The sequence below is a fragment of the Lentzea waywayandensis genome (assembly GCF_900115955.1).
In the GTDB taxonomy this organism is placed as follows: domain Bacteria; phylum Actinomycetota; class Actinomycetes; order Mycobacteriales; family Pseudonocardiaceae; genus Lentzea; species Lentzea waywayandensis.
This window is the reverse complement of sequence record NZ_FOYL01000002.1, coordinates 374598-400497: the sequence shown is the minus strand read 5'-3', so window position 1 is coordinate 400497 and position 25900 is coordinate 374598. Positions and strand designations below refer to the sequence as shown.

The 25900-nt window shown below is 69.7% G+C and carries 24 protein-coding genes; 6 read left to right on the top strand and 18 right to left on the bottom strand.

What is annotated here, in order from left to right:
• Nucleotides 1-26: 26 nt before the first annotated feature.
• A complete protein-coding gene (locus BM417_RS06775; protein ID WP_245821742.1) occupies nucleotides 27-1049 on the top strand; it encodes a hypothetical protein in 1023 nt (340 codons plus the stop codon).
• A 56-nt stretch (nucleotides 1050-1105) separates the two neighbouring features.
• Here the strand turns inward: BM417_RS06775 and BM417_RS06770 are convergent, their stop codons facing one another.
• The 7 genes from BM417_RS06770 to BM417_RS06740 all read right to left on the bottom strand — a co-directional run bounded on the left by BM417_RS06770 (nucleotide 1106) and on the right by BM417_RS06740 (nucleotide 10925).
• A complete protein-coding gene (locus BM417_RS06770; RefSeq protein ID WP_093588907.1) occupies nucleotides 1106-2278 on the bottom strand; it encodes a hypothetical protein in 1173 nt (390 codons plus the stop codon).
• A 310-nt stretch (nucleotides 2279-2588) separates the two neighbouring features.
• A complete protein-coding gene (locus BM417_RS06765) occupies nucleotides 2589-4064 on the bottom strand; it encodes a family 43 glycosylhydrolase (protein WP_245821741.1) in 1476 nt (491 codons plus the stop codon).
• Nucleotides 4065-4074: 10 nt separating this feature from the next.
• Complete coding sequence (locus tag BM417_RS06760) at nucleotides 4075-5025, bottom strand: arabinan endo-1,5-alpha-L-arabinosidase (RefSeq protein ID WP_093588906.1); 951 nt, start codon at nucleotides 5023-5025, stop codon at nucleotides 4075-4077.
• Nucleotides 5026-5032: 7 nt separating this feature from the next.
• Nucleotides 5033-6472 carry a family 43 glycosylhydrolase gene (locus BM417_RS06755; protein WP_093588905.1) on the bottom strand — a complete coding sequence of 480 codons (1440 nt, stop codon included), beginning with the start codon at nucleotides 6470-6472 and terminating at the stop codon, nucleotides 5033-5035.
• A gap of 11 nt (nucleotides 6473-6483) precedes the next feature.
• The gene (locus tag BM417_RS06750; protein ID WP_218164372.1) at nucleotides 6484-7854 is read right to left on the bottom strand and encodes a glycoside hydrolase family 43 protein; all 1371 of its coding nucleotides are present in this window, start codon (nucleotides 7852-7854) and stop codon (nucleotides 6484-6486) included.
• A gap of 184 nt (nucleotides 7855-8038) precedes the next feature.
• A complete protein-coding gene (locus tag BM417_RS06745) occupies nucleotides 8039-9211 on the bottom strand; it encodes a right-handed parallel beta-helix repeat-containing protein (protein WP_218164371.1) in 1173 nt (390 codons plus the stop codon).
• Nucleotides 9212-9227: 16 nt separating this feature from the next.
• Nucleotides 9228-10925, bottom strand: coding sequence for an RICIN domain-containing protein (locus tag BM417_RS06740; RefSeq protein WP_093588903.1), 1698 nt, complete (start codon nucleotides 10923-10925; stop codon nucleotides 9228-9230).
• A 370-nt stretch (nucleotides 10926-11295) separates the two neighbouring features.
• Between BM417_RS06740 and BM417_RS06735 the strand changes: the two genes are divergently transcribed.
• A complete protein-coding gene (locus BM417_RS06735) occupies nucleotides 11296-12672 on the top strand; it encodes a pectate lyase family protein (protein WP_093588902.1) in 1377 nt (458 codons plus the stop codon).
• A 15-nt stretch (nucleotides 12673-12687) separates the two neighbouring features.
• Here the strand turns inward: BM417_RS06735 and BM417_RS06730 are convergent, their stop codons facing one another.
• The 3 genes from BM417_RS06730 to BM417_RS06720 are packed head-to-tail and all read right to left on the bottom strand — an operon-like array spanning nucleotide 12688 to nucleotide 15292.
• On the bottom strand, nucleotides 12688-13875 hold the full coding sequence (locus BM417_RS06730) for an NAD(P)/FAD-dependent oxidoreductase (protein WP_093588901.1): 1188 nt from the start codon (nucleotides 13873-13875) through the stop codon (nucleotides 12688-12690).
• Entirely contained in the window at nucleotides 13875-14069 is a 195-nt protein-coding gene (locus BM417_RS06725) for a ferredoxin (RefSeq protein WP_093588900.1), read from the bottom strand. The genes BM417_RS06730 and BM417_RS06725 overlap by 1 nt, the downstream gene beginning before the upstream one ends.
• Nucleotides 14066-15292, bottom strand: coding sequence for a cytochrome P450 (locus tag BM417_RS06720; RefSeq protein ID WP_093588899.1), 1227 nt, complete (start codon nucleotides 15290-15292; stop codon nucleotides 14066-14068). Before BM417_RS06720 ends, BM417_RS06725 begins: the two co-directional genes overlap by 4 nt.
• Before the next feature lie 111 nt (nucleotides 15293-15403).
• Here BM417_RS06720 and BM417_RS06715 point away from each other — a divergent pair, with 111 nt between their 5' ends.
• The gene (locus tag BM417_RS06715) at nucleotides 15404-16039 is read left to right on the top strand and encodes a TetR/AcrR family transcriptional regulator (RefSeq protein ID WP_093588898.1); all 636 of its coding nucleotides are present in this window, start codon (nucleotides 15404-15406) and stop codon (nucleotides 16037-16039) included.
• Here the strand turns inward: BM417_RS06715 and BM417_RS06710 are convergent.
• Nucleotides 16014-16385 (bottom strand): nuclear transport factor 2 family protein, encoded by a 372-nt coding sequence (locus BM417_RS06710; protein ID WP_093588897.1) that lies wholly within the window; start codon nucleotides 16383-16385, stop codon nucleotides 16014-16016. The genes BM417_RS06715 and BM417_RS06710 overlap by 26 nt on opposite strands.
• 143 nt (nucleotides 16386-16528) lie before the next feature.
• On the opposite strand from BM417_RS06710, the gene BM417_RS06705 reads away from it, so the two are divergent.
• Entirely contained in the window at nucleotides 16529-17515 is a 987-nt protein-coding gene (locus BM417_RS06705) for a helix-turn-helix transcriptional regulator (RefSeq protein ID WP_093588896.1), read from the top strand.
• Here the strand turns inward: BM417_RS06705 and BM417_RS06700 are convergent.
• The gene (locus BM417_RS06700; RefSeq protein WP_093588895.1) at nucleotides 17485-17685 is read right to left on the bottom strand and encodes a hypothetical protein; all 201 of its coding nucleotides are present in this window, start codon (nucleotides 17683-17685) and stop codon (nucleotides 17485-17487) included. The two genes, BM417_RS06705 and BM417_RS06700, sit on opposite strands and share 31 nt — an antisense overlap.
• 185 nt (nucleotides 17686-17870) lie before the next feature.
• Between BM417_RS06700 and BM417_RS06695 the strand changes: the two genes are divergently transcribed.
• Complete coding sequence (locus tag BM417_RS06695) at nucleotides 17871-19034, top strand: LLM class flavin-dependent oxidoreductase (protein ID WP_093590786.1); 1164 nt, start codon at nucleotides 17871-17873, stop codon at nucleotides 19032-19034.
• Between the two features lie 213 nt (nucleotides 19035-19247).
• Here BM417_RS06695 and BM417_RS06690 read toward each other — a convergent pair whose 3' ends face one another.
• The gene (locus tag BM417_RS06690) at nucleotides 19248-19505 is read right to left on the bottom strand and encodes a hypothetical protein (protein WP_143138537.1); all 258 of its coding nucleotides are present in this window, start codon (nucleotides 19503-19505) and stop codon (nucleotides 19248-19250) included.
• A 12-nt stretch (nucleotides 19506-19517) separates the two neighbouring features.
• Entirely contained in the window at nucleotides 19518-19955 is a 438-nt protein-coding gene (locus tag BM417_RS06685; RefSeq protein WP_093588893.1) for an Hsp20/alpha crystallin family protein, read from the bottom strand.
• 101 nt (nucleotides 19956-20056) lie between these two features.
• Between BM417_RS06685 and BM417_RS06680 the strand changes: the two genes are divergently transcribed.
• Nucleotides 20057-20623 (top strand): hypothetical protein, encoded by a 567-nt coding sequence (locus BM417_RS06680; protein ID WP_093588892.1) that lies wholly within the window; start codon nucleotides 20057-20059, stop codon nucleotides 20621-20623.
• 90 nt (nucleotides 20624-20713) lie between these two features.
• Here the strand turns inward: BM417_RS06680 and BM417_RS06675 are convergent, their stop codons facing one another.
• The 4 genes from BM417_RS06675 to BM417_RS06660 form a co-directional block, all read right to left on the bottom strand.
• A complete protein-coding gene (locus BM417_RS06675; RefSeq protein WP_093588891.1) occupies nucleotides 20714-21079 on the bottom strand; it encodes a DsrE family protein in 366 nt (121 codons plus the stop codon).
• Nucleotides 21080-21145: 66 nt separating this feature from the next.
• Nucleotides 21146-22702, bottom strand: a complete 1557-nt coding sequence (locus BM417_RS06670) for an HD domain-containing phosphohydrolase (protein WP_245821740.1) — start codon at nucleotides 22700-22702, stop codon at nucleotides 21146-21148.
• Nucleotides 22703-22758: 56 nt separating this feature from the next.
• Nucleotides 22759-24177 (bottom strand): ATP-binding protein, encoded by a 1419-nt coding sequence (locus BM417_RS06665; protein WP_093588890.1) that lies wholly within the window; start codon nucleotides 24175-24177, stop codon nucleotides 22759-22761.
• Nucleotides 24177-25844, bottom strand: a complete 1668-nt coding sequence (locus BM417_RS06660; protein ID WP_093588889.1) for an FAD-dependent oxidoreductase — start codon at nucleotides 25842-25844, stop codon at nucleotides 24177-24179. Before BM417_RS06660 ends, BM417_RS06665 begins: the two co-directional genes overlap by 1 nt.
• Between the last annotated feature and the right edge of the window lie 56 nt (nucleotides 25845-25900).

Below are 25900 nucleotides of genomic sequence, written 5' to 3'. Positions count from 1 at the left end.
GACACCCCATGGATGAAATGGATCTGATGAGGAATCTGCGTGAAGTGCCGTCCCCGCGTCCCGAGGCCTACGACCGTGCCCGGACGGCGCTGCACACGGCTATGGCGGAACCCGTGGCCGCGGTCGTGCGACCGAAGCGCTGGTTCTCCTGGCCCAAGGCCGGCGTCGCCGCCGTGGGCGCGGCAGCCGTCGCGGCGGCCGTGGTGATGGGCACGACGGGCGGCACCGTCCCGGCCGGTCCCTCCGACGCGGCCCCGCAGGCGGTGGTCGAGTCGCCGCTGGTGAAACTGGCCTCCGAGATCAAGGCCGCCGCGCAGCCTGGTGACTCGTCGCTGATCATCACCAAGAAGATCGCGCCGGACGGCTCGCTCTACGTCGTCTACACCGTCTACACCGACAAGGGCCAGGTGTTCCACGGGGACTCGGTGAAGAGTCTGGCGGCCGCGTCCGCCAAGAACGACGACGGGGCCCATCCGTTCGACGCGAAGGTGACGGCGGTGGCCCGCCTCGCCGCGAACGGCGACGTGGAGAAGGCCAGGGTCGCGATGATCACCGCGTCCGGCAACGCCCTCGGACTCGGCCTGAGCCCCGCCGAGGCGGACAAGGCCTGGGCGGACGCCCAGGCGGAGGTCGCCGAGATGTTCCGCGAAGGCGGCAAGCCGGTGCCCGCTCCCAGGCCGCGTCCGACGGGCGTGGAACTGGAGAACCTCATCGGCAACCACCTGTGGAGCAACACCACGTACGCGCTGTTCGTCGGCGCCGCCAACGCCGAGGTCCGCTCGGGTGTGCTGAAGCTGCTCGCGACCATGAAGGACGTGACCGTCGGCGAGACCGACGTCAACGGTCAGCGCGCGCTGACCCTCACCGGGGCCGCCGCGATCCAGGGTGGCGGCGGTTCTCAGGTGATCACCGTCAACGCCGACAACGGCCTACCGTTCAGTTCCGAGGTCGTCCCGGCCAAGGACTCGGCTGACCCGTCGAAGCCTTCGAGGGTGAAGTACGAGTCGTCCCGCGTGAATCTCGCCGACGTGGTGGCGGGCAAGATCTGATCCACCGGCCGGACCGTGCTGGGAGGGCTGAGACTCCCAGCACGGTCGTGTCCGCGTCAGTGGTCGTACATGGCTTCCAGCGCGGTGCGACGGGTGGTGACGTCGTCCGGATCGTCGCCGAACACCAGCAGGTGCAGGGTGGTCTGGTTGATCGGGTTGTTGGTGCGGCGGGTGTCGTGCCCGCCGGTGACGAGGAGCCCTCCGCGTTGCAACGCGGGGCGCAGCGCGGCCAGCAGCGCGGCGATGGGTGCGGAGGTGGTGATCTTCGTGGACTCCGACGGGCGGTCGAGGGCGTCGGGGCGGATGGTGTGCAGCGCCAGCAACGGGATGGACCCGCTGGTGATGCGGAAGTTGAGGTCGAGCATGACGAGCCTGCCGTCGTGGGTCTGGGCGCAGTCGAGGCTGCACATGCCGCGGTAGCCGACGTCGGCGGCGCGCTGGGCGATCGCCAGGCATTCGGTGAGCAGGTCGGCTGGGAGGGGGACGACGCGCCCGAACCGGCCGCCGGTGTAGACGCCGTCGGCGTCGATCCGCTGGTCGGTCACGGCGAGCAGGCGGGCCAGGCCGTCGGCGGCGACGTAGAGCTGCACGCCCCAGTTGCGGTGGATGCTCAGGTACTCCTCGACGACCACCTCGGTGAGGATGTCGGTGAACGCCGGCAGGTTCACCAGGTCCCCGGCCCGGTGCAGGTAGACGTCGAGGCTGGCGCCGTGGGCGGCGTTCGTCGCGGCCTTGAGCACCCAGGACTTCTCGGCGGGGGCGGCCAGGGCGAGTTCGTCGGTGGCGACGATCTCGCGGCGGGCCTGGAAGCGCGGCGCGACGAAGGTGCTGATGCTGGCCTTGTTGTTGAGATAGCCGACGAGCTCGGCGCTCTTCACGGAGCGTTCGTCCGGGAACAGGCTGGTGGGCTGCGGGTATTCCATGGACAGGCGCAGACCGTCGCTGAGGGCCTCGGTGACGCGGGTGGCGAACTCGGCCTCGGTGCGGAACTCGCGCGGGTCGGTGCCGACGGGCAGGCCGCCGTCGCGGAGAGCGGCGATCAGGTTGGGTTCGGTGCCGCCCGCGCTGCTGATGACGGGGGTGTCGGCGGCGACGGCGAGAGGGCGGACGGACAGGACGTCACGGGTGTTCCGGTGCCTGCTCGACGGCACCGTCGGTTCCTGGGCGGGGCGCGCGCAGACGGCGATGTCGGGGCCGTAGATGTCGGTGAGGGTGCGGGGAGCGGCCAAGGTCGGCGTGAGCGCGGAAGCGGTGATGGGAGATCTCCCTCGTGGGGTGTTCTTGTGCCCGGTCCTGGGCGTGGAGTGGTGCGAAACGACCGGGAGCGGTGAAACGCGCCTGGATGAGGCGGCGTCCGCTCCGGGGTGAAGGCGCGCCACCGGGGGTGAGCCCTGGGCGGGCGGAGATGTCCACTCTCTCACGTTTTGCGAGGTTGGGGGCGATGCCGACGGCACGGTGACGGGCGGCACGGCGGGAGCCGTGCCGGGCGCTGTGAGCCAGGCGGCCTTCCTGGCTCACAGCGGGATCAGGACGGTCGGGTCATCCGGCCGGCTCACCCGACGGCGCGGGGAGCTGCGCGCCGAGCGGGACGGGGGCGCCGAAGTTCGGGGTGCCGTCGGCGTTCCAGGTGAACTTCTGCGCGCGGGTGGACCGTTCCATCCCGCAGCCGGCCGAGGCGCTGGTGTTGCCGTGGTAGACGATCCAGTCCTCGGTGCCGTCGGGGGACTTGAAGAACCCGTTGTGGCCCGGACCGAACACCCCGTGGTCGTCGTTGCGCTGGAACACCGGGTTGGGCGACTTCGTCCAGTGTGCGCGGTTGAGCGGGTCGGACCCGGTGAGGGTGAGCAGGCCGAGCTTGTAGTCGGGACCCCAGCAGGCGCTGGCCGAGTACACGATCATGGTGCGGCCGTTGCGGTACAACGGTTCCGCGCCCTCGTTGACCGGCGCGGTCTGCCGCTCCCACGCCAGGGTGGGCTGCGAGATGGTGCGCCGCGCGCCGCTGATGGTGTACGGGTTGGACAGCGGGGTGATGGTCAGGCTCTGCGTGCCGTCCATCGCGCTGCCCATCAGGTACAGCTTCCCGTTGTGCTCCAGGATGCTCGGGTCGAGCTCCCAGGTGCTGCCCAGGTCCGCCTTGAACGTGTACGGGCCCATCGGGTCGGTGCCCGCGCTCTCCAGCACGTGCAGACGTTGGGTGGGGTTGTAGTCGGGCACGTTCTGCCCGGCCACGTAGTACAGGTACCACCGGCCGCCCAGCAGGTGGAACTCCGGTGCCCACATGTTGCAGCACCCGCTGGGCCGGCCGGACAGGGTGAACACCACGGTGTCCGCCGCGCTCGACAGGCCCGCCAGCGTGCGGGAGCGGCGCATGGTGATCGTGGAGTTCCACGTCGTGGTGGCCAGGTAGTAGTAGCCGTTGTGGAACCGCAGCCACGGGTCGGGGCCGCTGCCCTTGATCGGGTTGGTGACGTTGCCGGGGGCACCGATCTTCACCAGCTGCCACTGCTGGTTCGTGCCGCCGGTGTCGGGCCACTGGATCACCTGCGCGCCGTTGGCCGCGGAGAAGTCGAGGACGTCGACCGCCTTGCCGCTCGCACGGCTGATCAGCCGGACGTGCCCGTCCGGCGAGTCGGCCAGCCGGAACTGCTGGCCGGTGCGGCCGGCGTCCGTCGTCTGCACGAGCCCGGCCCGGTCCGCGGTCGACGGGAAGTCCAGCACCTTGCCGCTGTGCCGGGACCTCACCCGGTAGTAGCCGCCGCCGGAGTCGACGAACTGCCACCGCTGCCAGGCGCCGTCGTTGCGCGCGTACTGCGAGATCCTGGCACCGTCCGCAGTGGACAGTTCGTAGACGTCCAACGCCTTGCCGCTGTTGCGGTTGACCAACGCGTACGACGCGCTGGTGTCCACGACCGCGGCGCCAGCCACCGTCGGCACGGCGCTGGTGATGCCTCCCAGCAGGGTGACCGTGGCGGCCAGGACGGTGGTGGTGCGCCATCGGCTGGTGATCGAGGTCAAGGTCTTCTCCCTAGCGCAGGACCGGCCAGCCCGCCGAGTCGTAGGCCAGCAGGTTGATGCCGAGCCGCGACGCACCGGTGTCGGTGTAGTAGTGGTAGACGAGGACGTCGCCGCCGGCGTCAGCGAGAACGTCCTGGTGCCCCGGCCCGTGGACGCTGCCCTGACCGGCCAGGATCTCCGTGCCGCCACCGGAGTTCAGGGCGGTGCCGTCGCGGGCGACGTACGGGCCGGTGACGCTCGTGGAACGGCCGACCATCACCCGGTACGTGCTGGAAGCGCCCCGGCAGCACAGGTCGAACGACACGAAGAGGTAGTAGTAGGCGCTGCGTTCGACGATGTTCGGCGCCTCGATCGCCCCTCCGTTCCTGCCCGCGATGGAGCGGACGACCGAGTCGGACCGCAGGCCGGTGGACGGGGTGAGCGCGACCATCTTGATGCCGGACCAGAACGAGCCGAAGCTCAGCCACCAGCGGCCCTGGCCGTCCACGACGAGGTCGGGGTCGATGGCGTTGAAGTTGTCCGACGTCCGGGTCTCGACGACCAGGCCGCGGTGGGTCCACGTGCCGGAGTCACCGCTGGGACTGGTGGCGAGGAAGATCGCCGACCGGTTCGAACCGAACGTCGAAGCCGAGTAGTACAGCCAGTATCGTCCGTCGCGATAGGACAGATCGGGTGCCCAGAGGTTGTTGCCGCCACCGGTGTAGGGCGTGGTCCACGACGCGCCGCCGGGGAACACCGAACCCGCGTTGCGGAACGCGATCCGGTCGGTGGAGGTCTTCAGCGCGATGTTCGCGCCGGTGTGCGCCACCAGGTAGCTCCCGTTGGGGCGCTTGACCACGGTCGGATCGTGCACGGCGACGTCACCGGTGACTCGGCCCGGCAGGGGATAGGCCGACGCGTGCGGTGCGGTTGTGACGGTGGTGGCCAGGACCACCGCCACGAGCAGCGCGATCTTCTTCATTCTCCCGTCACTCCAACACGAACGTCGCGTCCGCCCGTCCCTGCGCGTCACTGACCGCCTGCAGGTAGAGCAGTCCGTTGCTGACGCGGATGTGGCGGCCGGGGAAGTTCACCGACTCGAACGAGACGGCCGAGCTCGCGGCGAGCCCCGCGCGTTGTGTGAAGCTGGCGTCGTTGCGGAACAGGGTGCTGCCGTCGCTTCGCTCCACCCACAGTTCGTTGTTGCGGTGCCGCAGGTAGTAGCCGGGGAAGTTGGTCGACTCGAGCGACACCGCGCCGGAGCCGGCCAGTCCCGTGACGAGTCTGAACTGCGAGTCGGCCAACGGGGCCACGCCTGCTTCCAGGCGTGCGCGGTACTCCCAGTGCCGCACGAAGCGGTCAGCGGCGGCATAGGACCTGAGCCTGACCGGCGTCGGTCCGTCGGCGACCGGGATGCCGAAATCCGGTGTGCCGTCGGCCTTGTAGTAGACCTTCTGCACGCGCGTGCGGCGGTTCGGGTCGTTGAGCGGGTCGCCGTTGATGTCGCGGTAGTTGCGGTCGTGGTAGACCATGACGTCGCTGCTGCCGTCCTCGGACACCGTGAACGAGTTGTGGCCGGGCCCGTACTGACCGGTCGCGTCGTTGCTGGTGAACACCGGGTTGGGGCTCTTGGTCCACGACGCCGGGTTGAGCAGGTCCGCGGACGCCGACGCGGTCAGCAGGCCGAGGCAGTAGTTCGCGTCGGTGGCGCTGGCCGAGTAGGTCAGGAAGACCTTTCCGTTGCGCTGCAAGACCGCCGGCCCCTCCGCGACCTTGAACCCGCGGGTCTCCCAGGCGAGCGTCGGCACCGTCAGCCGCGTCACCGTGCCGGTGATCGTCCACGGGTTCGCGCCCACGCGGGCCAAGTAGACGTTGGAGTTCGTGGCGATCCCCGGCTCCTGCTGCGCCCAGGTGAGGTAGCGCACGCCGTTGTGCACGAACGTCGAGGCGTCCAGGGAGAAGGTGTCCCACGGGGTCGTGATGCGGCCGCGCTCGGTCCACGCTCCGGTCAGCGGGTTCGCGCTCGAGCTCTCCAGCACGTACATCCGGATGCGCCAGATGTCGTCACTGCGGCCCGCCGCGAAGTAGACGTACCACTTCCCGTTGACGAAGTGGATCTCCGGCGCCCAGATGTGGGCGGCCATCTCGCCGCTGGAGTGCTTGCGCCAGATCACCGTCTCCGGTGCCGAAGCGAGCCCCTGGATCGTGGTCGCGCGGCGCAGGACGATCCGGTCGTACTCCGGAACGGTCGCGGTGAAGTAGTAGAAGCCGTCGGTGTGCTTGAAGACGTGCGGATCGGCACGCCGTTCCGCGATCGGGTTGGTGTAGCGCACCGCGGGCGCCGCACCCGCCTGCGGCACGGGCATCCCGGCCACGCACGTGACCGCGGCGAGCACCAGTATGGCCAGGCGGAGGAGAACGGTCTTCATCGACTGTCCTTTCAGGCCAGTGGCGCGGCGACGGTGAAGGACGCGTCACCGGCGAACGCCGAGTCGGAGGTGCGCCAGTCGACCCGCAGCTCGTAGTTGAGGTGGCGCAGGTACCGGCCGGGGTGCGAGTAGGACTCGAACGACGTGCTCCCGCCGCCCGCGAGACCGGCCCGGCCGCAGAAGGTGGCGTCGCGGGCGAACACCGCGTCACCGCTGTTGGTGTCCAGCCGGACGCGGAAGTCGTAGTGCCGCAGGTAGCGGTCCGGGAAGTTCACCGAGCGCAGCGAGTAGCAGCCCGCGTTGGCCAGACCGGCCACGACGGTGAACGTCGCGTCGCGGCGCACCGACAGGGCGCTGGACGAGCTCACCGGCTCGACGTAGCCGAGGTTGTCGCGGTGGCGGACGTACCGGTCGGGGAGGTTGGCCGAGCGCAGCGACCGGTTGCCGGTGGCGACCGTCGTGCCGTCGCCGGAATCCTCCCGCAGCACGGTGAAGTGCCGTGCGACGCCGGACAGTCCGGCCAGCTCGATCTTGGCACCGAAGCCGGTGAGATTCGCGCTGTCGGCGTAGAAGTACCGCCGCTGGCCGTACTGGTCGAAGTAGATCCGCCAGCGGCCGTCGGGCAGCCGCACGAGCGCGGGCCCTTCGAGCCCGGAGCCCCAGCCCGCCCAGTTGCCCGTGCCGACGAACGTCCACGGCCCGTTCAGCGACGTGGCGGTGGCGTGCTCGATGTACTTCGTGGTCTCGTTCTTGAGGAAGTTGTGGTACGTCCCGCCGACCTTGACCAGGAAGCTGTCGATGAAGTTGGCCGGGATGCCCAGCACGACCGGGCTGCTCCACGCCGAGAGGTCCGCGTTCGTCGCGGTGATCCGGTACGGGCGGAACTGTCCCGCCGTTCCGGTCGTGGACGCGGAGAAGACCACGTGCACGCTGCCATCGGTGTCCTTGAACCACTCCGGCGCCCACGTGCTGCCGGTGGCCCCGTTCAGTCCTACCCGGACGTTGCGCAGGAACGTCCAGTTCACGTAGTCCGCGCTGCGGGCGAAGCCGATGGTGTCGCCCGTCCAGTTCGTCGTGTAGACGATGTAGTAGTAGCCGTCGTTGTGCCGCAGGACGCTGGGATCCCGGATCAGTCCCGAGGGCGGCGTGTAGGCGTTGGCTCTCACCTGGGTGAAGCCGGTCGCGTTCGCCGAGTCGAAGACGTACATGTTCGACTCGCTGCTGTTCGTGAACGCGGTCATCAGGTAGTGCGGCACAGGGCCGGCGGCCGTCGCCACCGGACCGGCGGCGACGAGACCCGCCCCGGCGGCGAACGCGGCCGTGACGGCGATCAGCACGCGCCTTCGGAACGAGCGGACGGCGCGCGGCAGGGAAGAACGCATGGACCGGCTCCTTGCACCATTGAGAGGCTCCGGACAGTGAGCGTTAACACTATGTGGCAAGGCTGCTGTTCCTGGCAATGATGCCTGCCGATGTCGACTTCGAGTTAGCGATAACAACGAGGTCCGGCGGCTTTCGTCGAATTCTCGTCGAACACCATTCGACGAGAATTCGACGATTCACGCGTCAGGGAAAGCGCACGCCGAGGTCCGCGCCGTTCCCTGGGAGCAGGAAGGTGGACGACCGGAGGGAACCGTCCGCGTCGCGAGGTCCCGTGACGGTGCCCGGATCGGTGCTCCGCAGGGACCAGGAGCCACCGGCGTTCCACGAGTTCCCGCTGCCGGACGAGTGGGAGCCGAGCGAGACGGCGGTGCCGTTGGCCACCGAGAGGTTCTTCGTCAGCGTGCTGGAGGAACGGCTGAAGTTGAACCCGGTGCCGGGGTTGTCCCACGCGGTGCAGCGGTCGATCGTGTGCCGGCCGGGGTTGTTGTTGTCGATGAACCCGCCGACCGCGTTGTCCCACGCAGCGCTGTTGCGCACCGTGTGGTCGGCGGCCACTCCGTTGCCGCCCAGCTTGAAGCCGTTGCCGTCGCCGGTGAAGTCCGGGAGGTTCCAGCGGTTGACGCCGTTGCCCCACGCCACGCTGTTCTCCACCAGGACCGGCGAGGAGAACATCCAGAAGTCGAGACCGTCGTCGGAGTTGTTCCACAACCGCGCGCCCCGCACCACGTTGCCGGTGCCCGAGCCTTCCTTGATCGCGAGGCCGTCCGCGCTCTCGCCGTTCTTGCGCGGATCGCGGTTGCCGTGGCTGTCGAGGTTGACGATCTGGTTGTTGCTCGACGCCAGCACGATGTGCAGACCTGAGTCGTAGTTGTCCCGCGTGACGATCCGGTCGAAGACCGTGTTGTTGACGTCCAGACCGAAGATCCCGTACGGCCCGTGGGTGATCTCGAGGCCGACGAGCCGCCACCAGTCGCCCTCGATGTGGATCGCCCCGCGCTCGGCGCGCGGGATGGAGGAGCCGACCGGACCGGGTGTGTGCGGCATGTTCTCGCCGTCGATGACGACGCGCTCGTTGTTGTGGGCGCGCAACGTGATCGGAGCGCTTTGCGTGCCGTTCTTGAGGATCTGGATGTTGGACGCCGGGGCGTAGGTGCCGCCGCGGAGGTGGATGGTGTCGCCGGGCCGGGCCAGGTCCACCGCCTTCTGGACGGTCTTCAGCGGCGCGGTCACCGTGCCGGCGTTGCCGTCGTCACCGGTGGTCGCCACGTACAGCGCGGACGCCGCGTTCGCGGGCAATGGCACGAGCACGGCGCCGGCGGACAGCGCCGCCGCGGCGATGAGAGAACTCGGTTTCACCTTCGCTCCCAGGAGGTCAGAGTGCGACGGTCTTGCCGCCGAGGGTGACGACGAGCCTGCCGTCGGAGGCGAACGACCAGCCGAGGGTTCCGGTGTAGCCGGAGCACCGGGAGCCGTTGGTGCCCGCCCAGAACTGGTTGGAGGAGTCGGAGTTGCCGACGACCTTGTCGTTGCTCCCGCTGCCGCCGCGGCAGGAGGTGTTGGTGCGGAACACCGAACTGCCCGCGTCGAAGGAGAAGTTGCGTTCGTCGTTGTCGATGCTCAGGTTGCTCGACACGCTCATGGAACCGAGGTTGCGGTTGTAGGTGAAGCCGTGTTTGCCGTTGTCGTAGGCGATCGTGCGGCTGATCGTGTGGTTCACGCCGATGTCCTCGCCGCCCAGCTTGAAGCCGTTGCGGTCGCCGTTGCCGGCCTGGCCGCCGTTGCTCAGGGTGCCGTTCTTGTACGCCAGCGAGTCCTCGATGGTGACGGCGCCGATCGGGCCGGTGTCCGACTTGGTGTAGAGGTCCCACCCGTCGTCGATGTTGTTGTGCGCGACCGAGTAGCGGAACACGTTGCCGGGTCCGGACGTGAGCTTGGCGGCGAACCCGTCGGCGTCCTCGCCGTCCGAGTCGGCGTTGTCGTGCGACTCCGCGCTCAGGATCAGGTTGTTGGCCGGCCACTGGTCCTTCGGGGTGCTGGACAGCATCCGGGAGAGTTGCAGGCCGGTGTCGCGGTTGAACCGGGTGATCGTGCGTTCGAAGATGTTGTTGCTGCCGCCGACGAAGATGCCGTTGTCCCCGGCGCGTTCGACGACGATGCCGTGCACGTGCCAGTACGAGCCGTTCACGGCCAGGCCGCGGTTGGCCGGGTCCTCGACCTGCGCCGAGAAGTTCAGCACCGGCTTCTCGTCCTGGTAGGCCGTCAGCTTCTTGCGGGCGCCGGCGGTGCCGTTGTTGGTGGGCGGGATCGCCACCGTTTGCGAGAAGGCGTACGTGCCACCGCGCAGGAAGATCGTGCCGCCCGTGGCAACGCGGGGGAGTGCGGACGTCAGCGTGGTCGGGTCGGAGATCGTGCCGGAAGCGCCGTCGCGACCGGTCGGCGACACGTACAACGCGTTGACGGGCGGCGTGCCGGTCGTCGTGGTTGTCGTCGGACCCGTGGTCGTGGTGGTGGTCGACGTGGTCGTGCTGGTCGGGCCGCCGGCCGGTGCGAGCGTCCACTGCTTGGTCGCGGCGCTGTCGCAGGAGTTGGTCTGTATCAACGCCCCCGGCGTGGTGGCGTTGTCCTTGACGTTCAGGCACTTGCCGCCGTTGGCGTTGACCAGGCGGTGGTCGCCGCCGTTCGGGGTCAACACCCAGACCTGGCTCGTCGCGCCGGTGCACGCCTCGAGCTGGACCGGCTTGCCCGCGCTGGTCGACGCGTCGCGCACCCCGGCGCACAGGCCTCCCGCGGTGATCCGGACCCCGCCGCTGACCTCGGTCAGCACCCACTCCTGGCCGGCGCACGCCTGTTGCCGCAGCTGCGTTCCGCTCGACGGGCTCGTACCCGCGTCGAGGCACTGGCCGCTGCCGGCGTTCTTCAGGACGTACGTGCCCGCGGCGTTGGCGTTCGCGGCGATGCCGGGCCACGCGGCGAGCGCGGTGACCAGTGCGACGACGGCGCCACCCGACGCCAGCCCGGTGCGAACGCGGCGTTGTCGCGCCAGGCGCGCGGGCTGTTCCGAAATGCCCATGAGGACTCCAGTTCTCAACGCTGAGAGAAAGGGTTTCGGTCGGAAGTGCGACGGGTTCCCGCCGGATGCTAGGAGCGTTCTCCGCGCGAGGTCAACGGCGAAAACCTGCGCGTTCAGTCGATTCTCGTCGTCGAATTGATCGAATGCCCAGGTCACTGCCAATCGAATCGATCAAAGGGTCTGATCGGGAAATATCCGCTGGTCACACTCGTGAACAGAATGGGTTATTCCCAGGTTCACCACCATGAACCTTTCGCGCATCTAGGTGTTCTGCATTGCGTATTTCTCGCGGCTGGCGTTAACGTGCAGAAGAGCGCTCACGGATCACGTCAACCCTGTCTGCCGACGAGTGGATCCACGGAGACTTCCTATGCGCGTAAGAATTCTTGTCGCCTCTGCCGTCCTTTTCGTCAGCGCTGTCGCGGTGTCCTCGTCCGCGCTGGCCGCACCGGCCCGGTACGAGGCGGAGACCTCGCCCGCGGTCTGCTCGGGCACGATCGACTCCAACTGGACGGGCTTCACCGGCAGCGGGTTCTGCAACGGCACCAACTCCACGAGCGGCTACGCCCAGTTCACGGTGACCGCCGCGGCGGCGGGTACCGCGACGCTGGGCATCCGGTTCGCCAACGGCACCACCACGGCCCGCCCCGCCGACGTCGTCGTGAACGGGACCACCGCGCAGAGCACGTCGTTCGAGGGCACCGGGGCGTGGTCGACCTGGGTGACCAAGACGCTGAGCGTCCAGGTCACCGCCGGCAGCAACACGATCCGGCTGAACCCGACCACCTCGGGCGGCCTCGCGAACATCGACCACCTCGACTTCGAGGCCGGCGGCACCACGCCCGCGCCGGGAGGCCTCGTCGGCTGGGCCGCGCAGGCAGGCGGCACCACCGGCGGCGCGGGTGGCACCACGGTCACCGTGAGCACGTTCGCCGACCTCCGGACGCAGGCGCAGTCGTCGGGCGCGAAGACGATCCTGGTCAACGGAATGCTCAGCGGTTCCGGCACGGTCGAGATCGCGGCGGACAAGACCATCCGCGGCGTCGGCGCGAGCGCGGGCATCTCCGGGACCACCCTCAACATCGAGGACATGAAGCCCGCCAACGTGATCATCCAGAACATGAACATCCGCGGCGTGCGCGGCAACGACGCGATCCAGATCGAGAACGCCTCCCACATCTGGATCGACCACAACACGATGTCCAGCACCATCGAGAACGACCCCGACTACTACGACGGCATGCTCGACATCACCCACGGCGCCGACTACGTCACCGTGTCCTGGAACGTCGTCCGCAACCACTGGAAGACGTCGCTGGTCGGCCACTCGGACGGCAACGCGGGCGAGGACCGCGGCCACCTGCGGGTCACCTACCACCACAACTGGTTCGACCGGACCTTCGAACGCAGTCCTCGGGTGCGCTTCGGCGAGACGGTCCACGTCTTCAACAACTACTACTCGAACATCAACAACAACTCCGCGTCGTACGCCATCGCGTCGGTGATGGACGCCGGCCTGCTCGTCGAGGGCAACGTCTTCGAGAACGTGCAGCAGGCGTGCTGGTCGAAGAGCGGCTACGCGGACTCCGACCCCGGCCGGCTGGTGGCGCGTGACAACTCGCTCACCAACTCCGGTCCGTGCGAGGTCGACGGCACCGTAGCCGCCATCCCGTACCGCTACACCGCAGATGCCTCCGGCACCGTCAAAGCGTCCGTCACGGCAGGCGCCGGCGTCGGCAAGATCTGAGGTGGAGCCCGGACGTCAGCTGACGGCGGACGTCCGGGCAGTGGTTGCCGGCGAGATCAGCTGCCGGTCCTGGCGCAGCTGCCTCGCCATGTTCCAGCCGAGCACACCGACGACCCGGCCCCGCGCGAGGTAGTGCGCCACGAACTTCCGCTCGGCGAGCCCGCCGTGCGCGACCACCATCTCCGCCTCGGCCGGGAACACGCCGTACGCCTGGATCTTCGCCTCGAACTGGTCGGTCCAGAAGTACGGCACCGGGGCGAACGGGGTCTGCGCGCCGAGCAGGGTGCGGGCCACCGCCATGCCCTGCTCGGTGGCGTTCATCCGGTGCTCGACCCGCATCAGACCGCCGAAGTGAGGGTTGAACCAGCGGGCCACGTCGCCGGCGGCGTACACGCCGTCGGCAGCGCGGCAGGTGGCGTCGCACACCACGCCGTCGTCCACCGGCACTCCGGAACCGTCGAGCCAGCCGGTGGCAGGCGCCGCGCCGATCGCGACCAGCACGACGTCCGCCCGCACCACGGTTCCGTCGGTCAGTTCGACGCCCGACACCGAGACGTCCCCGTGCACCGCGGTCACGCCGATTCCGGTGCGCAGCCGCACTCCCTGTTCCTCGTGGAGCTCGGCGATCGCCGTCGCGACCCGGTCGCCGAACTGACGGACCAGGGGGAGGGGCAGCGGGTCGACCAGCGTCACGTCCAGCCCCAGCCGCCGGGCCGACGCCGCTACCTCCGTGCCGAGGAACCCCGCGCCGACGACCACGACCGCGGACGACCGCAGCAGGTCGCCGCGCAACGCCACCGCGTCGTCGATGGTCCGCAGCACGTGCACACCACTGAGGTGGTGGCCGAACGGCAACTCGCGCGGGGTCGTTCCGGTGGCGATCACCAGGCCGTCGTAGCCGATCTCCTCGCCGTTCGACAGCGCGACCGTGCCGCCGGCCAGGTCCAGTCCGGTCGCGGCACTCCCGAGCTTCAGCTTGATGCCGTGGTCCACGTACGCGGATTCCGGCCGCAGCACCGTCTTCTCCGGCTCCCAGGTGCCCGCCAGGACCTGTTTGGACAGTGGCGGCCGGTCGTAGGGGAGCACCTTCTCGTCGCCGACCAGGGTGAGCCTGCCGGTGTAGCCCTCCCGGCGCAGCGTCTCGGCGGTGGTGACGCCGGCCGCCGAAGCGCCGACGACGACCACCCGTTCGAGGTTTCCCACTACCTGTCCACCACGATCGCCAGCGCCGGGCACAGCAGGGCGGCGTGCTCGGTCGCCGCCTCCAGATGGGAGGGCGGGTCCTCCAGCAGCAGGACCACCATGCCGTCCTCGTCGCGCTGGTCGAACACGTCCGGTGCCGCGAGCACGCACTGGCCCGCGCCCACGCACGCGTCCACGTCGATCCGGACCTTCATCGGTTCTCCCCGTCCCAGGTGACCGGCAACGCCCGCACGCCGTAGACCAGCGCGTCGTTCTTGAACTCGATGTCCTCGAACGGCACCGCGAGCCGCAGCGTCGGGATGCGCTGGTGCAGCCGGGCGAACACCTCCTGCAGCTCGACCCTGGCCAGCTGCTGACCGAGGCACTGGTGGATGCCGTAGCCGAACGCCAGGTGCGCGGTCGCTTCGCGCTTCAGGTCGATGCGGTCGGGGTCGGGGAACACCGACTCGTCGCGGTTGCCGGCGGACAACGCGGCGACGAGCCATTCCCCGGCCTTGATCGTCTCGTCGCCGATCGTCACGTCGCCGGTGGCCTGGCGCAGCACCCCGAACTGCACGATCGACAGGTACCGCAGCATCTCGTCGACGGCGGTGCCCGCGAGCCCGGGGTCGGCCCGCAGCGCGGCCAGCTGATCGGGCTGGCGCAGCAGGGCGAGAGTGCTGAGGCCGATCATGTTGGCGGTGGTCTCGTGCCCGGCGATCAGCAGCGTGATGCCCAGGGTCACCAGTTCCTCGACGGACAGCTCCTGGCCGCTCTCCCTCGCCCGGACGATCAGCCTGCCCAGCAGGTCGTCGCCCGGCGCCGCCAGCTTGGTCAGCACCAGCTGCGTCATGAACCCGACGACCTCGAGGTTGGCCTGCTCCAGCGCGGCGGGGTCGCTGTTGGTGCCGATGAGCACCGCCGTCTGCTCCTGGAACCGGTCGCGGTCGGCGTAGTCGACCCCCAGCAGCTCGCAGATCACCAGCGACGGGATCGGCAGCGCGAAGTCCCGCACCAGGTCGACCGGCCCGGTCCGGGCGAGCAGCGCGTCGAGGTGGTCGTCGACCAGGCCCTGGATGTAGGGCCGCATCGCCTGGATCCGCTTGACGGTGAACTCCGGCGTCAGCAGGCGACGCAGCCGGGCGTGACCGGGCCCGTCCATGTTCAGCAGACTGCCGGGCGCCACCGGCCGGTCGAGCAGGCCGCCCGCCACGACGTGCGTGGACGGCGCCGCGTGCGAGCTGAGGTTGGGATCGCCGAGCATTGCGCGCACGTCGGCGTACCGGCTCACGACGCGGGCCTCGACGCCGACCGGACATGCCAGCGAGGCCGTGCCCTCCTGAGCGCGCAGCTCGGTGTACTCGGCGGGCGGATCGAACGGACAGCCGGAGTCGCGTTCGGTGGGGAAGTCGCGAGCAAATGTGGCAGTCACTGTCATATGACCGAGACTGCCAGATGACATGGCGTGTCGCAACCGTGTGTCATCTGGCAGTCACTGCCAAGTGGCAGTGCTACCGTTCGCGCGGGAGATCGGGCAGGGAGGTGCGCTGTGGGCTTGCGCGAGACGAAGATGGAACGCACCCGGCGGTTCATCGCCGAGTCGGCGTTCGACCTGTTCGTCGAGCAGGGCTACGACGCCACCACGATCGAGCAGATCGCCGCCGCGGCCGAGGTGGGCACGCGCACGCTGTACCGCTACTACGCCACCAAAGAGGCGCTGGTGGTCAGCTTCGTCGAGAACGGCCTCGACGCGGCGATGGCGGCATTCCTGGCCCAGCCCGACGAAACTCCGCTGTCCGAGGCGCTCTACGCCGTCGTCGACAGCGTCGAGCAGACGATCGGCGCGAACTCGGCGCGCCTGCTCGCCCTGTACGACATCTTCGACAAGACCACGGGGCTCCGGGCGGGCCTGGCCGACCTGTGCTGGAGCTGGCGGCAGCGGCTGGCCGAGGAGATCCTCCGGCGCCAGGGCGGGACCGGAGACGTGCTGCACGCCGCGCTGACCGCCGCCAGCACCATGAACGTGGTCGAGGTCGTCGTGCAGACCTGGACCGCGAACGCCGGCGGGGTAGAGGTCGCGGACATCATCCGCGAAACGCTGGAGCTGTTGCGCACCAAGGCGATTCCGTTCCCCACGCCCGCCGGCTGGCGTCGGCGGGTCAGCTCTGCGCGGCGCGCGCCTTGATCATGGGCGACATGTCGAACACGCTGATCACGTGGCTGATCTTGCCGTCGGTGACGGTGACGTACTCGGTTCCGTGCACGTTCTGCACGAACGGCAGGTCGACGACGTAGACAGTCACGGCGCGGGTGTCGTGGCCGAGCACGTCGAGGACCGTTCCCTTGGTGAGCGAGCCCACGAACGGTGCCAGGAACTGGCGGTAGCCCTCGATGCCCTCGATCCGTCCGCTGGGGGCCTCGCACACGACGTCGTCGGCCACGAGGCTCAGCGCCTTCTCGGCGTCGCCGCTGGTCCAGGCTCGGACGTACTCGTCGGCGATCGTCTGCGCGGCACCGGTGATGGCGGTCATGACTGGCGGTTCCTCTCCTGGTTCACCGCCTCGGGCATCCTCTCCCGAAGGCGGCCGGGTCGCGCTCGCCGCGACTCGATGACCAGAGTGTTGCCCGCCTTATATGACACCTCCTGACATGTACGTGGAGGAGATTTGAGGACATGAAGTCCGACCGCCTGCTCTCGATCCTGCTGCTTCTGCAGACCCACGGGCAGTTGTCCGCCGCCGCTCTGGCTGGGCGGCTGGAGGTCTCCGCTCGCACGATCATGCGCGACGTCGAGGCCCTGTCCACGGCAGGCGTGCCCGTCTACACCGTGCGCGGTCCTCAGGGCGGCATCGCCCTTCTGCCCGGCTACCACACGGACGTCACGGGTCTGACCGCCGACGAGTCCCGCGCCCTGTTCGTGGTGCTGGCCGGTTCCGCCCACACCGACCTCGGCCTCGGCCACGCCCTCGGTTCCGCCCTGCGCAAGGTCATGGCCGCCCTGCCCGCCCCGCACCGGGACGACGCCGACCTGACGAGCAGGCGCGTTCTGATCGACCCCGTCCGCTGGCGCGGGTCACCCGGGCGTTCGACTGAGGACCTGGAGGTCTTCCAACGAGCCGTGTTCGCGGACCGGCGGCTGAGACTGCGCTACCGGCACGGCCGCGACAACCGCGTGCGCACCTACACGGTCGACCCCTACGGCCTCGTCAGCAAGGCCGGTGTCTGGTACCTGGTCGCCGACCACCAGGGCGACCCCAACCTCTACCGCGTCGACCGGGCCCAGTCGGCCACCGTCCTGGGCGAACCCGTCCAGCGCCGCGACGGCGTGGAACTCGACGACGCCTGGGAGGCCCTGCGCCGTCGCATCGACGATCTTCCGACGCTGGTGGCCGTCACCGCCCTTGTGAAGGACGACGTCCTGGCGCTGTTCCTGCGCGTTCACCAGGGCGATCTCGCCGACCCGAGCTCACCGCCCGTGCCGCGCGAACCCGGCTGGAGCCAGGTCGAACTGCGCTTCCGCTCGGTGCGCGCCGTCGAGACCCTGCTCGCCTTCGGACCCGGCGTCGAGGTGCTCGCGCCCGACGAGGCACGCCAGGCCCTGGCCGGGCAAGCCAGGGCGATCGCCGATCTCTACGAAGCACCGCCACGGTTCCTGCGGTAGTGGGAGAAGAGCGCGACACCGCTGGCGATGGCGATCAACCCGAAAGCGGCGCTGATGAAGACGCTCAGGCCGAGGGCTTGTACGGCGACGTTGGCCACGAGGCTGGCGACCAGGATCGCCGCGAGCAGGGCTCGGTTGCGGGTGGGCGAGGAGTTCAGTTCCTTGTTCATGGCAACGAAGTTAGTGACGTTCGCGGGCGCCGCCGATACCGCAGGCTTCCGGGTGTCGGGTAGAGCAGGCTGCACCCCGCCGAGCACCGCTGGTCCGTTCGGGCAACGCGGTTACCGCCTGCGTAACGACCCGATCGCTCACAGAGACATCAGCCTTGGTGTCCGCGCGAGGTGAGGGTGTGCTGATGAAGATCGATCTGTTCAACGAGATCCAGAACCCCGGCCCTGCCCCCGAGCAGTTCCGCTTCCGCCAGGCCCTCGACCAGGCCCGCCTCGCCGACGAGCTCGGCTACGGCTGCTGGTGGCAGGTCGAGCACCACGGCGCGGGCGAGTTCAGCCTGTCCTCGGCCCCCGAGCTGATGCTCGCCGCCCTGTCCCAGCAGACCTCCCGCATCCGCCTCGGCCACGCCGCCGTGCTCGCACCAGGCCGTTTCAACCACCCGATCCGCGTCGCCGAACGCGCCGCCACCCTCGACCACCTCAGCGGCGGCCGCGTCGAGCTCGGTCTCACCCGCTCCACCATCCCCGAGTGGAACCTCTTCGGCATCGAGCCCGCCGACGCGCGCGCCCAGACCGCCGAGGCGTTCGAGATGGTGCCGAAGATGTGGACCACCGACCACTTCTCCCACGCCGGCGAGCACTACGACGTCTCCGACGTCTCGATCATCCCCAAGCCCCTGCAGACTCCGCACCCGCCGCTGTGGCAGGCCGCCGCCTCCCCGACGTCCTTCGAGGAGGCCGGCCGTCGTGGCGTCGGCGTGCTCGGCACCACGATCTGGGAGTCCATCGACCGGGTCGCCCGCATGATCGACCTCTACCGCGCGGCCGCCGCGGAGTGCACCTCGCCGGTCGGCTCGTTCGTCAACGACCAGGTCGCCTACTTCACCTTCGTGCACTGCGCCGAAACCGACGAGCAGGCCATGCGCAACGGGGCGGCGGCCGCCGCGGCCTGGTACACCGTGACAGCGTTGCGCTTCTTCAACGCCGCCGCCGAGTTCGCCGCGACCATGCAACGCCACCAGGACATCCTCGCGGCCGGCGACGGCGGCCTCACCGGCGAGTTCCTGCGCGCCGAGGTGGACGCCGCCCCCACCGACGCGCAGCTCGTGATCGGCCGGATCATCCAGGGCGAGGACGTGCCGGAGGACGAGCTGTTCGAGGTGCTGTCGGCACAGCAGTCGCTGATCGTCGGCAGCCCGGACACGTGCCGCAAGAAGCTGCAGGCCTACGCGGACCTCGGGATCGACCGGCTGATGTGCCTCCAGCAGATCGGGCCGATCGGGGCGGACGAGGTGATGACGAGCATCAGGCTGATCGGGGAGCTGATCCCGGAGTTCGACCGGTCCTGATTTCTCGCGCAGGTCGCCGCTGACCGCGGTGCCTTGGTGGGCCCGCTGCCGGGGTGGCCCCGCACCGCGATCTGGCGGTACGGGGCCACCGGGGTGGAGGAGTCCGGGCGGCTCGCGGATCGCTGCGCCCGTGCGCTTGGTGGCGTCAGTCCGCTCGGCCACCTCTGGGTCGGCTTGACGGTGCGAGCGGTCGACCGGACGTGCTCCCGTTGTTCATCGTTTCCACGCATCACCTGCCTTCCGTGCCGGAGGGGAACGCTGCCGGGCCGTCCTGTCGATCGGGACGCGGGCCTGTCCGCTTGGGCGGCGCGTGTCCCGGTACGGCGTCGACGGGACCGGCAGGCGTGGTGCCGGGGAGAGCGGTGGCTCTCCCCAGCCCGCTTCGATGATCGCGTCGAACTCGGCGCGCACCAGGTCCTCGTCCTCGCACACCAGCGCGAGGAACTCCTCGTCCAGCGTTCGTGCGACCACGACCACTCCTGGTCAGGCGTCGATCTGCTTCACGTCCTGCTCGGTGTTCGTGATCGCGATCTTGCGCGGCTTCGCCTTCTCCAGCACCGGAATGCGCAGGGTCAGCACACCCGCGTCGTAGGCGGCCTGGATGCGTTCGGTGTCGAGTGTGTCGCCGAGGAACAGCTGGCGGGAGAACACGCCCAGCGGTCGTTCCGCGACCTGCATCTCGACGTTGTCACCGGTGATGGTCGGGCGCCGCTCCGCCTTGACGGTCAGCACGTTGCGCTCGACGTCCAGTTCGATCGCGTCCGCGGACACGCCCGGCAGGTCGAACGCCACCACGAACTCGTCGCCCGCGCGGTAGGCGTCCATCGGCATCGCCGTGGGCCGTGACCACGTGCCCGGCCCGGTGAACACCTGCTGCGCCAAGCGGTCCAGCTCCCGGAACGGGTCAGTGCGCATCAACATCCGGCACCTCCTCGATGTTTTGTCTGCTGTCAACGCGCACCTCTGTTGTAACATGTCGTCGGAACGATGACAAGCCCGAGTGTCGTCGAAAGGATGACAAGATGGCGATCGGCGACTACGAGGCGCTCCGCGCGGCCACGAGCGAGAACGCTGAGCTCAGCACGACCCAGGTGCTGGCCGCGCTGGTCCTGCTGCGCGAGTTGCGGGCCGAGCTGACGGACTGGGAACCGCAGCTGATCGCCGCCGCCAGAGAGCTCGGCACCAGCTGGGCGGAGCTGGCGCCCGCGCTGGGGGTGGCCAGCCGCCAGGCCGCGGAACGTCGCTACCTGCGCCTGCGACCGTCCGATCTGGACGGAGCGACCGGGGACGAGCGGGTGCAGGCCGAACGCGACCGGCGAGCGGGCGATCGCGCGATTTCGCGGTGGGCGCGGGACAACTCCGCCTCGCTGCGCAGCCTCGCCGGACACGTCGGCGAGGTGGATCCGGCCGTTCGCCAGGCTCTGTCCGAGAACGACGCCGCGCTGCTGCTCGGCCCGCTGGCGGACGCCCATGAGCAGCTTCGGACGACTGACCCCGCTCTGGCCGACCGGATCGCCGCGATCGGCGCGCAGACCGACCAGGTGCGCCTCGACACCCAGAACCGCCGGGACGGGCTCGACCACGGCTGAGGTCCGGGCCTCACAGGGGCGAGCCAGGTCGGCAAGGAGTCCTGTACGGCACCCCGGCGCGGGATTCGCGCCGGGGTGCCGGAGGCGTCCTCAGTAGCTGAACGTGGTCGCGGGCTCGTCGCCGATCCACTTCCACAACGGGATGGTGCCGTTCACCTCCGCGCCGGGAATGAGGTTGTCGGCGTCGAGTTGCTTGGCGTTGAAGCAGAGCGGGCAGACGTAGTAGCGCCCGCCCGCCGCCTCGTAGCGCTGGAACAGGTCCGCCAGTGGCGGGCAACCGTCGCACGCGGTGCCCGCGGCGGTGCCGTTCAGCGAGAGGCGCACCGCCTCCTTGGAGAGGAACATCATCGTCTCCCGTCCGGTCTCGGCGGCGCCGATCGCGACCAGGAACGCGACGGTCACCTTCTCCGCGTCCTCGAGTCCCGTCGACAGACTGATCACTGCTTTGCCGGCCATGGCCTGCTCCCTTCGTCGAAACAGGACGTTAGGAGCGGGAAAGGCCCGTGTCGTCGGGCGTTCTCCCTACAGATCGAGCGGATCGAGCAGGCCGTTGCGCAGTGCGAACAGCGTCGCGGTCGAGCGTGACGACGCCCCGGTCTTGGTGTAGATCCGCTCGATGTGGGTTCCCGCGGTCTTGCGGGAGATTCCCAGCTGGTCGGCGACCTCGCCGGTCTGGACGCCACGCGAGATCAGGATCAGCACCTCGACCTCGCGCGGGGTGAGACCGGCCGGACCGGACACTCGCCGCCGGACGCCGTTGCCCGCGGCGGCGAGGACGGCCTCGGCCGCGTCACCGTCGAGTGCACCGGTCCGGATCGCGTCCCGCACCGCACTGAGGGCCTGCTTGTCCGTCAACGCCGGCCTGTGCGCCCTGGGTTCGAGCATGGCGCGGTACGCGCACGCCGCGGCCAGCAGACGCCCGGTCATCGGCACGGCCGCGCCGGACAGGCCGCGGTGGTAGCCGCTGCCGTCCATGCGCTCGTGAGCGGTGGCCGCGATCGCACCCAGCTTGGCCAGCGCCGCCGGACGGGCGAGAACGCGCTCGGTGTAGTACGAACTGAGCCGCACGCGCTCCCACTCGGTGGTCGACAACCGTCCCGGCCGGTCCAGGATCGTCGCCGGCACCCCGTGCAGCCCGATGTCGTGCAGCAGGCCCGCGCGCCGGGTGGCGATGACGTCGCCGGCGGGGAGCCCCATCGACCGGGCCGCCGCGCCTGCGAGTTCCGCGACGCCACGGGAGTGCCCGGCCCGCGAGGCGCAACGCAGGTCGGTGAAGTCGGCCAGCGCCTCCAGCGCGGCGTCCAGCTCTCCCTCGGTCAGAGGGCGGCGCAGCCCTGGATCCGCTGTGAGCGGGTCGATCTCCGTGCCGGCGTCGGCCAGCACCTCGGGCGCGTGCGCGAGGAGCGCGTCGACCACGTCGGGCGCGAACTGGCGGCCACGCCGTGCCCTGGCGACTTCCAGCGCGCCGTCGATCCCGCCGGTCCGACAGCGGACCTCGACGACGTCGGCCAGGTGCAACAGCCGGATGGTCGGCGCGATGTCCGTGCCACCCACCCCCTGCGGCACCCCGCGCCCGTCCCAGCGGGTGAAGAACTGCCGCAACGCCGTGACCACGTCCGAACCGAGCCCGAGCCGCTCCGCCAGCGCCGACGCCGTCACGCAGTGCGACTGCATGCCCTGCATGACGTTCCGGCCGCCACTGGTCAGCATCGTCGTCGCCACCCGCACCCGGTGCCACATCGGCCCGCCACTGCCGGCGTGGCGCAGGAAGTAGCCGAACCCGGCCGCTCCGGCGAGATCGACCTCGTAACTGTCCGCGCGGAAGGCGATGTCGTCGCCGAACGACGCGGCCACCTCCGGCGAGTCCGCGACGCAGCCGACCCACGCGAGCATCGAGACGTAGAACAGCGACCGCCGCTGGTCCTCCGGCAGGCCCATGTGCCCGGCGAGCCGCTCCGCGATCCGCCACGATCGGAGCACGTGCTCCATCGGCTGGCCCAGTCCGAGGTCCGTGGCCAGCGAGAACGCCGCCAGCAGCTCGGCCAGGTCGATCCCGGCGTCTCGATCGACAGACTCCACTCGCGAAGAGTAACTCCGTGAGGCGCCCCGCCACTGTTCTCGCGCCGTCCGGCGGCTCAGGGGTGAGCGTCGGTCGTTTCCAGGGGCAGCGCGACCTGGAACCGCGTGTCGCCCGGCACGGACTCCACCCGGATGGTGCCGTGGTGCTTGTTGACCACGATCCGCCACGAGATCTCCAGCCCGAGCCCGGTGCCCTCTCCGACCGGCTTGGTGGTGAAGAACGGTTCGAAGATCCGGCTCTTCACCTCGGCCGGGATTCCGGGGCCGGTGTCGCCGATCTCCACGACGAGATGCTTGTCCTGGCTGAAGGTCCGCACGGTCAACGTTCCCGAACCGCCCATCGCGCTCAGGGCGTTGTCGATCATGTTCGTCCACACCTGGTTGAGCTCGCCGGCGTACGCGGCGATGCGGGGCAGCGTCCGGTCGTAGTCCTTGACCACCTGGACGTCCGCGAGCTTCCCGCCGAACATGACCAAAGTGGAGTCGAGCAGCTCGTGCACGTCGACCACCTGGAACGGCGCGCGGTCCATCTGCGAGTACTGCTTGGCGGCACCGACCAAAGTGGACACTCGGGTGGTGGCGTCCTCGATCTCGTTCATCAGCATCTCGGTCTCGACCGTGTACCTGAGCCAGTGCACGGCGGATCCGGTGACAGCCGTCGGGCACGCCGCGAGTGAGCTCTCCAGCCACTCGACGTCCAGCCCGGCCGCGACCAGCACGGGCGCGACGTCCCAGCCGCCGCTGATGCCCTGCTCGTCGAGCCAGTCGGCGACCTCGTCCTCGGCGTCGCTGGCCTCCAGCGGACTGAGCTTCGGTGCCTTGGCGACCCGTTCGACCGCCTTCTCCTGAAGCTTCACCAGAGAGGGCAGCGTGGCCGGGTCGAGCGCCCCCTGCGCGAGAAGGGAGAGCTTGTGCCGCATGCCCGCGACCCGTTCACGTAGTGCCGCGGTCGCTCGCACGGCGGCCGCGGCCGGGTTGTTGAGCTCGTGGGTGAGGCCCGCGGACAGTGCGCCGAGCGCGGTGAGCCGCTCGTGCTGGCCCACCGTCGCCTGGGTGTTCCGCATGCCCCAGAACAGTCCCTCCAGCAGGTGCATCGCCATCGGGAACCACGTGCGGATCATCGGGCCGAACTCGTCGGCGTCGAACTGGAGCATCGACGTGGCGGTGATCGACTCGACGGTCATCTGGTAGGTCGGCTGGTCGAGCTCCAGATAGGCCTGGGTGGCACCGAAGTACGAGCCGCGCAGGTCGCTGCGGCTCACCTCGATCCGCTGGCCGCCGATGGTGCGGCACAGGGCGACCGTGCCTTCGAGCAGGACGAAGAAGCACGTCGCGGCCTCGCCCTCGGTGAGCACGGGCGTGCCCGCCTCGCGGGTCTCGACGTGGCCGTGTTCTGCCAGCCAGTCCAGCTGGGCCTGGTCGAGCTTCTCGAACAGGAACAGTTCGCGCAGTTCGGCCGCGGTGAGCTTCTCCATCACGACCTCGCCAGGTAACGGTGGACCAGGGTGACCGCCATGGCGCCTTCGCCGACGGCGGACGCGACGCGCTTCACCGAGTCCGCCCGGACGTCGCCCGCGACGAACACGCCGGGCACGTTCGTCTCCAGGTGGTACGGCGCCCGTTCGAGGTCCCAGCCGGGGGGTGAGCCGCCGAGGTCGGGGCCGGCGAGGAGGAACCCGTGCGCGTCCCTTTCCAGCGTGCCGTCCAGCCAGTCCGTGCGCGGGGCGGCGCCGATGAACGCGAACAACCAGCTCGCCGGAACGGTCGTCGTCTCGCCGGTCTTGTTGTGCAGCAACGTCAACGTCTCGAGGTGATCCTCGCCGGTGCCGCCGCAGACCTCGGTGTGCGTGCGCACCTCCACGTTCGGGATCGCCGCGAGCTGGTCGATCAGGTACCGCGACATCGACTGCTCCAGCGAGTCGCCCCGCACCAGGATCACGACCTTGCGCGCGTGCCCGGAGAAGTAGACGGCCGCCTGGCCGGCCGAGTTCGCGCCGCCGACCAGGTAGACGTCCTGGCCGGCGCAGTTCGGGCCCTCGGTGGTCGAGGCGCCGTAGTACACGCCCCGCCCGGTCAGCTCGCCGAGTCCGGGCGCGTCGAGCAACCGGTACGACACGCCGGTGGCGAGGATGACGGTGTGGGCGGCGAGCTCGGTGCCGTCGCCGAACCGCACGATGCGCGCGGCTCCCCGGCGTTCGAGTGAGACGACGTCGCGCGTGGTGAGCAGCTCGACGCCGAACTTGACCGCCTGTCTGCGGGCTCGTTCGGTCAGCTGCCCGCCGGACACCCCGTCGGGGAAGCCCAGGTAGTTCTCGATGCGGCTGCTGGTCCCGGCCTGGCCGCCCGTCGCGATCCGTTCGACCAGGACGGTCCGCAGTCCCTCCGACCCTCCGTAGACCGCGGCGCCGAGCCCCGCGGGCCCGCCGCCCACGACGATCAGGTCGTAGAACTCGGCCGACGGTTGCGTGCTCAGGCCCACCTCGGCGGCGAGCTCCGCGTCGGACGGGTCGACCAGGGCCGTGCCCGAGGCCGTGACCACGACCGGCAACGTCGTCCCGTCCTGGTGCGCCGCGGTGAGCAGGCAGCGCGCCTCCGGCTCGTCGAGGGCGTGCCAGCGGAAGGGAACGCTGTTTCGTGCCAGGAAGTCGCGCACCTCGTAGGAACGCGGCGACCAGCGGTGCCCGATCACCCGCACCCGGTGCGGTGGCTGCCGGTCGCTCACGGCCCAGGCGCGCAGCTGCTCGTCGAGCACCGGATAGAGGTTCTGCTCCGGCGGATCCCACGGCTTGAGCAGGTAGTGGTCGAGGTCCACGACGTTGATCGCCTGGATCGCGGCGTCGGTGTCGGCGTACGCCGTGAGCAGCACCCGGCGCGCCTGGGGGAACACGTCCATGGCCTGTTCGAGGAACTCGATGCCGCTCATCTGCGGCATCCGGTAGTCGGCGAGCAGTGCGGCGACCTCCTCGCCGCGCAGTTTGATCTCGTGCAGGGCCTCGAGCGCCTGGGGCCCGGACTCCGCTCGCACCACGCGGTAGTGCTCGCCGTACATCCGGCGCAGGTCGCGCGCCACCGCCCGCGACACGGCAGGGTCGTCGTCCACCGTGAGAATCGAAGGCCGCGCGACGCGGTCGGCAGTCGTCATGTGCTTAGTCAAACACCAGAACTTGTCGATGACAGCAACACAGGTACGGTCGTGCC